Genomic DNA, 10,778 nt, shown 5'->3' with positions numbered 1-10,778 from the left:
TCGCGCGACGCGGACCCGGTGGCCGCCGACGTCGACGACGCGCTGGCCGAGGCCGGGCGCCGGCTGCGTGCCATCGTCGACGAGCACGGACCCGATGCGGTGGCGCTCTACGTCTCGGGCCAGATGTCGATCGAATCGCAGTATCTGGCGACCAAGCTGACCAAGGGCTTCCTGCGCACCGTCCACATCGAGTCGAACTCGCGGCTGTGCATGGCGAGCGCCGGCACCGGTTACAAGCAGTCGCTCGGCTCCGACGGGCCGCCGGGCTCCTACACCGACTTCGACCGCACGAACCTGTTCTTCGTGATCGGGTCGAACATGGCCGACTGCCATCCCATCCTGTTCCTGCGGATGGCCGACCGGCTCAAGGCGGGCGCCAAGCTCATCGTCGTGGACCCGCGCCGGACCACCACCGCGGACAAGGCCGACCTGTACCTGCAGATCCGGCCCGGCACGGATCTGGCGCTGTTGAACGGGATCCTGCATCTGCTCGTCGCCGACGGCGTCATCGACGAGGACTTCATCGCCGAGCACACCGAGGGCTGGGAGGCGATGCCGGAGTTCCTGGCCGACTATCCGCCCGATCGGGTCGCAGCCGTCACCGGGCTGGACGAAGGCGACATCCGCACCGCCGCAATGATGATCGCCGAGGCGGGGGACTGGATGACGTGCTGGACGGTCGGGCTCAACCAGAGCACCCACGGCACCTGGAATACCAACGCCATCTGCAATCTGCATCTGGCCACCGGAGCCATCTGCCGCCCGGGCAGCGGACCGATGTCGCTGACCGGTCAGCCCAACGCGATGGGCGGACGGGAGATGGGCTACATGGGGCCGGGTCTGCCGGGTCAGCGGGCGGTGCTGTCCGCCGAGGACAGGGCATTCGTCGAGCAGCAGTGGGGTCTGGAGCCGGGTACCGTTCGCAGCGACGTCGGACCGGGCACCATCGAGATGTTCCGGCGACTGAAAAGCGGTGACATCAAAGCGGTGTGGATCATCTGCACCAATCCCGTCGCCACCATGGCCAACCGCGACACCGTGATCGACGGGCTGCAGGCCGCGGAACTGGTGATCACCCAGGACGCCTATGCCGACACCGCCACCAACCGCTACGCCGACATCATGCTTCCCGCCACGCTGTGGGCCGAATCCGACCTGGTGATGGTCAACTCCGACCGCAACCTCACGCTGTTGCAGCAGGCCGTCCCGCCGTGCGGGGACGCGCGACCGGACTGGGAGCTGATCTGCGGAGTGGCCCGCCATCTCGGGTTCGGTGACGCGTTCGACTACAAGTCGAGTGAACAGATCTTCGACGAGATCCGGCGATTCAGCAATCCCCGCACCGGATACGACCTGCGCGGCGTCACCTACGAGCGGCTGCGCGAGACCCCGGTGCAGTGGCCGTGCCCGCCGGAGGACAGCCCCGGCGGCTCCAGCGACCGCAACCCGATCCGCTACCTCAACGACGGGGTCTCCCAGGACCTGTTCGTCGACGCCGACGGCCACCGCCCCCGGCTGGCCTTCGCGACCCCGTCACGGCGGGCCGTGTTCCACCCCCGGCCGCACATGGACGCCGCCGAGCTGCCCGACGACGAGTACCCGATGATCCTCAACACCGGCCGGCTGCAGCATCAATGGCACACCATGACCAAGACCGGCAAGGTCGCCAAACTCAACAAGCTCAACCCGGGCCCGTTCGTCGAGATCCACCCCGACGACGCCGCCGCGCTGGCGATCCGCGACGGCGGTGACGTCGAGCTGGTGACCAGGCGCGGCCGGGCCGTGCTGCCCGCGGTGGTCACCGACCGGGTGCGCCCGGGCAACACCTGGGTGCCGTTCCACTGGAACGACGAGCACGGCGAACACCTCACGGTCAACGCGCTGACCAACGACGCCGTCGACCCCGACTCGCTGCAGCCGGAGTTCAAAGTCTGCGCGGTGCGGCTGACACCGGTGCCGGCGGCGGGATCCCCGGTGCTGCCGGAGCAGACGCCTGACCTCACCGACGACGAAAAGCTCTATCTGACAGGGTTTCTCACCGGAATCCAGCAGGGCCTCCCGGGAGTACCGGTGCTGCCGGCCGGCGCCCCGCTCCGGCCCGGTACCCGGTTGTGGGTCGACGGTCTGCTGGCCGGGCGGTACTCGCGGACCGACGGCGCAGCGCCGCCGGTGGACGCGGCCACCGGTACCGACGGCGGCCCGCTGGTGCTGTGGGCCTCGCAGACCGGCAACGCCGAGGAGTTCGCCGGCAAGCTGGGCGAGCGGCTCCCGGGAGCCCGGCTGCGGGCCATGGACGACGTCGACCTCGCCGACCTGTCGAAGGCCGGGGAGGTCGTGATCGTCACCAGCACGTTCGGCGACGGCGGGCCGCCGGACAACGGGGCGCGCTTCTGGGAACGCCTGGAATCGCCGGAGGCGCCGTCGCTGGACGGGCTGCGCTACACGGTGCTCGGCATCGGCGACCGCGCCTACGACAACTTCTGCGGCCACGCCAGATCGCTGGACACCCGGTTGACCGACCTCGGCGCGTCCCGGGTACTCGAGCGGGCCGAATGCGAGGCCTACGACGACGAACCGCTGGAGCGCTGGGCGGACTCGGTCGTCGACCTGATGGCGCCGTCCGGCCCGCGAGGTGATGTAGCCGGCGATCTCGTCGACGAGCTCCTTGACCTCCTCGGGACTGCGGGCTTCGACGTTGAGTCTGAGCAACGGCTCGGTGTTCGACATGCGCAGGTTGAACCAGCGGCCGTCACCGAGGTCGACGGTCACCCCGTCGAGATGGTCGATCGCGTGGACGCGGCTGCCGAACGCCTGCAGCACGACGTCGACGACCGCGGGCGCGTCGGTGACGGTGTAGTTGATCTCGCCGGAGGATTCGTAGCGCTGGTAGTCGGCCATCATCTCCGACAGCGGGCGGTCCTGTTCGCCGAGCGCGGCGAGCACGTGCAGCGCGGCCAGCATGCCGGAGTCGGCGCCCCAGAAGTCGCGGAAGTAGTAGTGCGCGGAGTGTTCGCCGCCGAAGATCGCGCCCGTCTCGGCCATCAGTCCCTTGATATAGGAGTGGCCGACCCGGGAGCGCACCGGCGTGCCGCCGCGCTCGGACACCAGCTCGGGCACCGCGCGGGAGGTGATGAGGTTGTGGATGATGGTCGCGCCGATCTCGCGCTGCAGTTCGCGCGCGGCCACCAGCGCGGTCACCGCCGACGGCGACACGGCCCGGCCGGTCTCGTCGACGACGAAACACCGGTCGGCGTCCCCGTCGAAGGCCAGCCCGATGTCGGCGCCGACGGCGCTGACGTGGTTCTGTAGGTCGACGAGGTTGGCCGGATCGAGCGGGTTGGCCTCGTGGTTGGGGAACTCGCCGTCGAGCTCGAAGTACAGCGGCGACACCTTGACCGACGAGATCGGCCCCAGCACGGCCGGGGTGGTGTGGCCGGCCATCCCGTTGCCGGCGTCGACGGCCACGTGCAGCGGCCGCAGCGCGGCGATGTCGACGAGCGAACGCAGGAACTCGCCGTAGGCGGCGAGCACGTCGCGGTCGGAGGCGGTGCCGCGGCGACCGTCGTACTCCGGAACCCCGGCGATCACCTCGTCGCTGATCGTGGTCAGGCCGGTGTCCTTGCCGACGGGTTTGGCGCCCGCGCGGCAGAGTTTGATGCCGTTGTAGGCGGCGGGGTTGTGGCTGGCGGTGAACATCGCGCCGGGGCAGTCCAGCAGGCCCGAGGCGAAGTACAGCTGATCGGTGGACGCCAGCCCGATGCGGACGACGTCGAGCCCCTGCGCGGTGACTCCGTCGGCGAAGGCCTCGGACAGGACCGGCGAACTGGCCCTCATGTCGTGCCCGATGACGACCTGCGAGGCGGGCTCGGCCCCGTCGCGGACCAGCCGTGCGAACGCCGCCCCGACGTCGCGCACGAAACCTTCGTCGATCTCCTCGCCGACGAGTCCGCGCACGTCATAGGCCTTGATGACGCGCTGCACCGCCGCGGCGGGACGAGACATGAAGCTCCTTGGGACGAAGAGACTGTTGGTGATCAGCCTAGCCGTCGCGGGCCGTCCTCACGGCGACTCACCCGGGGATGATTCGCGGCGCGGGGCCGCTCAGTCCGTCGGGTCGGGCAGCACGCGCAGATGCCCGCGGCGACGCCCGTTGGTCTCGGGGCGGCGGGCCGGCGGGGCCATCAACGCGCCGCCGTGCACACCGGTGACCGGGTCGCTGAATCCAGGCGTGAAGCCCGCGGCAGGCGCGGTCGCCTCCCGGCCTTCTCGGACCGCGTCAGCCAACGCCACCAGATCGTCGTCGTCGGGATGCGACGGCAGCGGGCCGGCGTGACGGACCAGCTCCCACCCGCGGGGCGCGGTGATCCGGCCGGCATGCATCACGCACAGATCCCACGAGTGCGGTTCGGACACGGTGGCCAACGGGCCGACGACAGCCGTGGAGTCCGAATAGACGAAGGTGAGCGTCGCGACCGCATAATGCGGGCACCCAGGCCGGCAGCAGCGACGGGGAACATTCACAGGCGAAGGTTATCGTGCGCGATCGTCCCGGCTGCGGCGGACACGCGCAGCCGCGGGGCGCCCGAAGCCCAACCGTTACGATCTTTTTCGTGACGAGGCGCCACCATCGCGGGTCGCGGCGGGGCCGGGAGATGCGCGGGCCGCTGCTGCCGCCGACCGTTCCGGGTTGGCGCAGCCGCGCCGAGCGCTTCGACATGGCGGTGCTGGAGGCTTACGAACCGATCGAGCGGCGGTGGCACGAGAGGGTGTCGACGCTCGACGTGGCGGTCGACGAGATCCCGCGCATCGCGCCGAAGGATCCCGACAGTGTGCAGTGGCCGCCGGAGGTGGTCGCCGACGGCCCGATTGCGCTGGCCCGGCTGATCCCGGCGGGGGTGGACGTGCGAGGTAACTCCACTCGCGCGCGAATTGTGTTGTTCCGCAAGCCTATCGAGCGTCGGGCGAAGGACACCGACGAGCTGACCGAGCTGCTGCATGAATTGCTGGTGGCGCAGGTCGCCACCTACCTGGGGGTGGAACCGTCAGTCATCGACCCGACCCTGGACGACGACTAGCGACGGACGTCAGATGATGCCGCGCTTGAGGCGCCGGCGCTCACGTTCGGACAGACCGCCCCAGATGCCGAAGCGCTCGTCGTTGGCCAGCGCGTACTCCAGGCACGCGTCCTTGACCTCGCAGCCCTGGCAGATGCGCTTGGCCTCGCGGGTGGAGCCGCCCTTCTCCGGGAAGAAGGCCTCCGGATCGGTCTGGGCGCACAGTGCGCGCTCCTGCCACTGATCCTCGTCGGCCGGCTCGGTGTCGTCGCCGAAGTGATCGATGTGCTCGGGCACCAGGCTCAGCTGGGGACGCCCGTTGACTCCGCTTGACACCGGTCCGGTCTGGATGTGCGGCGCACTTCCCACCGAGCCGAGGAGCCTGTTGTCGAACCGCATCGGATCACCGAAGTCGGCCTGTTCAAATGCCATGTTCCCCTCCTCCACAGGTCTCGTAGATCCGTATTTGCCAGCCCCACTGTCGAACGTGCGGCCATCCCATTCGAACAAGTGATCGAATCTCGGTCTGCGACACCGGAACCGGCCGGAGAACCGCGAAATGACACTGGTGTGATTACACACGCGTTCGCTGCGCCGGTCAAGCGGTAGAACAGGAATTCATACCATTCCGTGACATGTTTCCGGCGCGTCGCGCTGTGGCGTGTCTATCACGTCCCGCCCGAGGCGCAGTTCCCGCTTCTGAAGGCCTAGTCTCGATCGTTGTGAAGGTCACGGTTCTTGTCGGTGGCGTGGGTGGTGCGCGATTCCTGCTCGGTGTCCAACATCTTTTGGGCTTGGGACAGTTCGGCACTCACGATACCAGTGAGCATGAAGTGACGGCTGTGGTGAACATCGGTGACGACGCGTGGATGTTCGGTGTGCGCATCTGCCCCGACCTGGACACCTGCATGTACACCCTCGGCGGCGGCATCGATCCCGAACGTGGTTGGGGCCACAAGAACGAAACCTGGAATGCCAAGGAGGAACTCGCGGCCTACGGGGTGCAGCCGGACTGGTTCGGCCTCGGCGACCGCGACCTGGCCACCCATCTGGTGCGCAGTCAGATGCTGCGCGCGGGCTATCCGCTCTCCGACGTCACCGAGGCCCTGTGCCGGCGCTGGTCCCCGGGTGCGCGGCTGTTGCCCGCCAGCGACGACCGCTGCGAAACCCACGTCGTGGTCACCGATCCGGCGGACGGTGAGAAGCGCGCGATCCACTTCCAGGAATGGTGGGTGCGCCACCGCGCCCAGATACCCACGGAGAGTTTCGCATTCGTCGGCGCCGATAAGGCCACCGCCGCACCCGGTGTCACCGACGCGATCGAGAACGCCGACATCGTGTTGATCGCCCCGTCGAATCCGGTGGTCAGCGTCGGCGCCATCCTCACCGTCGGCGGTATCCGCGGCGCGCTGCGCTCGACGAAGGCGCCGGTGATCGGCTACTCCCCCATCATCGCGGGGAAGCCGTTGCGCGGCATGGCCGACGCCTGCCTGTCGGTGATCGGGGTGCCGAGCACTTCCGAGGCGGTCGGCAACCACTTCGGTGCCCGGTCGGCGACCGGCATCCTCGACGGCTGGCTGGTGCACACCGGTGATCAGGCCTCGGTCGACGGGGTGCAGGTGCGTTCGGTGCCGCTGCTGATGTCCGATCCGGCCGCGACCGCCGAAATGGTGCGCGCGGGAATGGAACTGGCCGGGGTGTCGTGGTGAACGATCACGGTACCTCGGCACGGGTGGAGCTGCTGCCGGTCCCCGGGCTTCCGGAGTTCCGGCCCGGCGATGATCTGGCCGCGGCGATCGCCGAGGCGGCGCCGTGGCTGCAGGACGACGACGTCCTCGTCGTCACCAGCAAGGTGCTGTCCAAGACCGAGGGCCGCATGGTCGCCGCGCCGTCGGACCCAGAGGAGCGGGATGCGCTGCGCCGCAAGCTGATCGACAGCGAGGCGGTGCGGGTGTTGGCCCGCAAGGGCCGCACGCTGATCACCGAGAACGCGCTGGGCTTGGTGCAGGCCGCCGCCGGGGTGGATGGCTCCAACGTCGACTCCAACGAATTGGCGCTGCTGCCCGTGGATCCCGACGGCAGCGCGCTGCGGTTGGCGACGGCGCTGCGGGAGCGTCTCGGGGTGCGGGTCGGGGTCGTCGTCACCGACACGATGGGACGGGCGTGGCGCACGGGCCAGACCGACGTCGCGATCGGCGCGGCCGGCCTGACGGTGTTGCACGCGTACGCCGGCGAGCGCGATCAGCACGGCAACGAGTTGATCGTCACCGAGATCGCCGTCGCCGACGAGATCGCCGCCGCCGCAGATCTGGTCAAGGGCAAGCTGACCGCGGTCCCGGTGGCGGTGGTGCGCGGCCTGACGTTGCGTGACGACGGGTCCTCGGCGCGGAACCTGGTGCGCGCCGGTGAGGAGGACCTGTTCTGGTTGGGCACCGAGGAGGCCCTGGCGCTGGGCCGCTCGCAGGCCCAGCTGTTGCGACGCTCGGTGCGCGCGTTCAGCGACGAACCGGTCCCCGGGGAGCTGATCGAGGCGGCTGTCGGGGAGGCGCTCACCGCTCCGGCGCCGCATCACACGCGGCCGGTGCGCTTCGTGTGGGTACAGGACAGCGCGGTGCGGGTCGGTTTGCTGGACAAGATGAAGGACCGCTGGCGCGCCGACCTCAGCGGCGACGGCCGCGACCCCGATTCCGTCGAGCGTCGGGTCGGCCGCGGGCAGATCCTCTACGACGCCCCCGAGCTCGTGATCCCGTTCATGGTGCCCGACGGAGCCCACTCCTATCCCGATGCACAGCGCACCGCGGCCGAGCACACGATGTTCACGGTGGCCGCCGGCGCGGCGGTGCAGGGCCTGCTGGTGGCGCTGGCCGTGCGGTCGGTGGGCAGCTGCTGGATCGGCTCGACGATCTTCGCCCCCGATCTGGTGCGCGCGGAGCTGGGCCTGCCCGACGATTGGGAGCCGTTGGGCGCCATCGCGATCGGCTATCCCACCGAGCCGTTGGCGCCCCGCGGACCGGTGCCGACCGACACCCTGCTGGTGCGCCGATGACCTACCCCGCGAGCAGACACAAACCCACCCAATTTCGGCCTCCGCTGTGCGAGTTTGCGTCTGCTCGCCAGAAGAGTCGGGCACGCACGTGAGCCTGCACCAGTCGACGGTCGACGTGCTGACCGCATGGACTGCGCCCGACCCCGCGCAGGACTCGCTGCGGCACGCGGTGCTGGCGTTCCTGGCCGCGCGTACCGACGGCTGCCTGCGCGAGTGCGTGCCCGGCCACATCACCGGGTCGGCCCTGGTGCTCGACCACAGCGGGCGGCACGCGTTGCTGACGCTGCATCCGCGGATCGGGCGCTGGTTGCAGCTCGGCGGGCACTGCGAGCCCGAGGACGAGACGATCACGGCGGCGGCGCTGCGTGAGGCGGCCGAGGAGTCGGGCATCGACGGGCTCACGATCGATCCGGAACCGGCTGCGCTGCATGTGCATCCGGTGACGTGCTCGCTGGGCGTGCCGACCCGTCACCTCGACGTGCAGTTCGTGGTGCGCGCGCCCGAGGGCGCGGAGGCGGTGCGCAGCGACGAGTCGCTGGATCTGCGGTGGTGGCCGCTGGACGCGCTGCCGCAGGACTGCGATTTCGGCCTCACCCAGCTGGCCGCCGCCGCGAGCATGCGCCCGCGGTAGCCCGCACGCGCACCGCTACCGGGAATGCACGGGCACGATCCCGGGCACCTCTAGATGTCGGTCGAGAACCGGATGCCGCCGTCGGGAATCGAGATGCCCGGCCACACCCGGGCGCCGCGCAGCAGCTCACAGCGTGCGCCGATGTCCGCGCCGTCGCCGATCACGCCGTCGCGGATCAACGCCCGCGGCCCGATGTGCGCGCCGAAGCCGATGATCGACCGCTCGATCACCGCGCCCGCACCGACTTTCACGCCGTCGAAGATCACCGCGCCGTCCAGCCGGGCCCCGCCGGCGACCTCCGCGCCGCGGCCGACCACCGTGCCGCCGATCAGCAGCGCACCAGGCGCCACCGAAGCTCCGTCGTGCACAAGACTTTCCCCGCGATGGCCCTTCAACGCCGGTGACGGTGCGATACCGCGCACCAGGTCCGCCGAGCCGCGCACGAAATCCTCCGGCGTGCCCATGTCACGCCAGTACGTCGCGTCGACGTAGCCGCACACCCGCAGCCCGTCGGAGAGCAGCTGCGGGAAGATCTCCCGTTCCACCGACAGCGCACGGCCTTTCGGGATCGCGTCGATCACCGACCGCTTGAACACGTAGCAGCCCGCGTTGATCTGATCGGTCGGCGGGTCCTGCGTCTTCTCCAGGAACGCGGTCACCACGCCGTCCGAATCGGTTGGCACACAACCGAATGCGCGTGGATCGCCGACACGCACCAGGTGCAGCGTGACGTCGGCGTCGCGGGCGGCGTGCGAGTCCAGCAGCGCGCCCAGGTCGCAGCCGGACAGCACGTCGCCGTTGAACACCACCGCGGTGTCGTGGCGCAGCTTCGACGCGACGTTGGCGATGCCGCCGCCGGTGCCCAGCGGTTCGTCCTCGACGACGTAGTCGATCTGCAGACCGAACTTGGAGCCGTCGCCGAACTCCGACTCGAACACGCCGGCCTTGTACGAGGTGCCCATCACGACGTGCTCGATGCCGGCGTCGGCGATCCGCGACAGCAGATGGGTCAGGAACGGCAGCCCGGCCGTCGGCAGCATCGGCTTGGGCGCCGACAGCGTCAACGGGCGCAGGCGGGTGCCCATGCCGCCCACCAGCACGACCGCGTCGACCTCAGCAGGATTGACCATCAGCGCCGCCCTTTCGCGTGTGCCCGACTACGTCCCACGAGACTTCCGGCGGGAATTGCGCACGACCACGCTCGCGCGCGCTCCCAGAGCCCCCCGAAAGGCCCAGCGTAGCGGCGCCTGCCACCACTTCGGGTACCGATCTGCGAGAAAAGTGTAGGTGCTGACGTGGTGCGCGGCCAGGTTGCGGGCGGGGTCGCGGCCGGTGGCATGGCCCTTGGCGTGCAACACCTCCGCCGACGGCACGTACACGTTCTGCCACCCGGCCCGGCCGAGCCGGTCCCCCAGGTCGACGTCCTCCATGTACATGAAGTACCGCTCGTCGAAGCCGGAGATCTCGGCGAACGCCGAACTGCGCAGCAACAGGCACGATCCGGACAGCCATCCGACGATGCGTTCGCTGGGTTCGGCGCGATCCTGGCGGTAGGCCGCCGTCCACGGATTCGACGGCCACACCGGCCCGACCACGGCGTGCATGCCGCCCCGGATCACCGACGGCAGCTCGCGGGCCGACGGATACACCGCGCCGTCGGGATCGCGGATCAGCGGGCCCAGCGACCCGGCCCGCGGCCAGCGCGCGGCGGCCTCGAGCAGCAGGTCGATGCTGTTCGGCCCCCACTGCACGTCGGGGTTGGCGACGATGAAGAGGTCCGAGCTGGACGTCAGCCCGTATTCGGCGACGGCCCGGTTGACGGCGGTGCCGTACCCGAGGTTGGCGCCGGTGCGGAACAGCTTGGCGTACGGGTAGCGCTCGACGGCCTCCTCAGGTGCGCCGTCGGTGGACCCGTTGTCGGCCATGATCACGGTCACAGGGCGGTCGGTGGCGTGCGACAGCGTGGCCAGGAACCGGTTCAGGTGCGGGCCCGGCGAGTACGTCACCGTCACGACAAACAGTTCGTCGCTCACGGACGCACCACCGG

General features: G+C 69.9%; 8 protein-coding genes and 2 pseudogenes. 5 read left to right on the top strand and 5 right to left on the bottom strand.

The annotated features are described in order from the left end of the window. Positions 1-2,625: pseudogene (locus ASJ79_RS23870) on the top strand (molybdopterin-dependent oxidoreductase); the annotation flags it as partial. On the opposite strand, the pseudogene ASJ79_RS31550 reads toward ASJ79_RS23870, so the two are convergent. Both ASJ79_RS31550 and ASJ79_RS23860 read right to left on the bottom strand, forming a co-directional pair. Continuing rightward, positions 2,623-4,002 (bottom strand): annotated as a pseudogene (locus tag ASJ79_RS31550) (phosphomannomutase/phosphoglucomutase); the annotation flags it as partial. The pseudogenes ASJ79_RS23870 and ASJ79_RS31550 sit on opposite strands and share 3 nt — an antisense overlap. 99 nt (positions 4,003-4,101) lie before the next feature. Continuing rightward, the gene (locus ASJ79_RS23860) at positions 4,102-4,521 is read right to left on the bottom strand and encodes a DUF3499 domain-containing protein (RefSeq protein WP_067960774.1); all 420 of its coding nucleotides are present in this window, start codon (positions 4,519-4,521) and stop codon (positions 4,102-4,104) included. Between the two features lie 131 nt (positions 4,522-4,652). On the opposite strand from ASJ79_RS23860, the gene ASJ79_RS23855 reads away from it, so the two are divergent. Beyond that, entirely contained in the window at positions 4,653-5,075 is a 423-nt protein-coding gene (locus ASJ79_RS23855; RefSeq protein ID WP_067960772.1) for a metallopeptidase family protein, read from the top strand. Positions 5,076-5,084: 9 nt separating this feature from the next. Here the strand turns inward: ASJ79_RS23855 and ASJ79_RS23850 are convergent, their stop codons facing one another. After that, positions 5,085-5,354: a WhiB family transcriptional regulator gene (locus ASJ79_RS23850; protein ID WP_197420352.1), complete on the bottom strand. Its 270-nt coding sequence runs from the start codon at positions 5,352-5,354 to the stop codon at positions 5,085-5,087. A 422-nt stretch (positions 5,355-5,776) separates the two neighbouring features. On the opposite strand from ASJ79_RS23850, the gene cofD reads away from it, so the two are divergent. The 3 genes from cofD (at position 5,777) to ASJ79_RS23835 (ending at position 8,731) form a co-directional block, all read left to right on the top strand. Next, positions 5,777-6,763 carry a 2-phospho-L-lactate transferase gene (gene cofD, locus ASJ79_RS23845; protein WP_067960768.1) on the top strand — a complete coding sequence of 329 codons (987 nt, stop codon included), beginning with the start codon at positions 5,777-5,779 and terminating at the stop codon, positions 6,761-6,763. Next, positions 6,760-8,100 (top strand): coenzyme F420-0:L-glutamate ligase, encoded by a 1,341-nt coding sequence (locus ASJ79_RS23840; RefSeq protein WP_067960786.1) that lies wholly within the window; start codon positions 6,760-6,762, stop codon positions 8,098-8,100. Before cofD ends, ASJ79_RS23840 begins: the two co-directional genes overlap by 4 nt. An 88-nt stretch (positions 8,101-8,188) precedes the next feature. Continuing rightward, complete coding sequence (locus tag ASJ79_RS23835) at positions 8,189-8,731, top strand: NUDIX hydrolase (RefSeq protein WP_067960766.1); 543 nt, start codon at positions 8,189-8,191, stop codon at positions 8,729-8,731. A 50-nt stretch (positions 8,732-8,781) separates the two neighbouring features. Here the strand turns inward: ASJ79_RS23835 and ASJ79_RS23830 are convergent, their stop codons facing one another. Then, on the bottom strand, positions 8,782-9,861 hold the full coding sequence (locus ASJ79_RS23830; protein ID WP_067960762.1) for a sugar phosphate nucleotidyltransferase: 1,080 nt from the start codon (positions 9,859-9,861) through the stop codon (positions 8,782-8,784). Between the two features lie 27 nt (positions 9,862-9,888). Next, positions 9,889-10,764 (bottom strand): glycosyltransferase family 2 protein, encoded by an 876-nt coding sequence (locus tag ASJ79_RS23825; protein ID WP_067960759.1) that lies wholly within the window; start codon positions 10,762-10,764, stop codon positions 9,889-9,891. Positions 10,765-10,778 lie beyond the last annotated feature (14 nt).

Origin of the sequence: Mycobacterium sp. NAZ190054 (genome assembly GCF_001545925.1) — a bacterium.
In the GTDB taxonomy this organism is placed as follows: domain Bacteria; phylum Actinomycetota; class Actinomycetes; order Mycobacteriales; family Mycobacteriaceae; genus Mycobacterium.
The sequence above is the reverse complement of the archived record's forward strand: the minus strand, read 5'-3'. Positions and strand labels throughout refer to the sequence as shown.

Bases quoted from the DNA above. Each gene is read 5' to 3' on its own strand.
- ASJ79_RS23855 (WP_067960772.1), top strand. From the start codon at position 4,653: ATGCGCGGGCCGCTGCTGCCGCCGACCGTTCCGGGTTGGCGCAGCCGC.
- ASJ79_RS23830 (WP_067960762.1), bottom strand. From the start codon at position 9,861: ATGGTCAATCCTGCTGAGGTCGACGCGGTCGTGCTGGTGGGCGGCATG.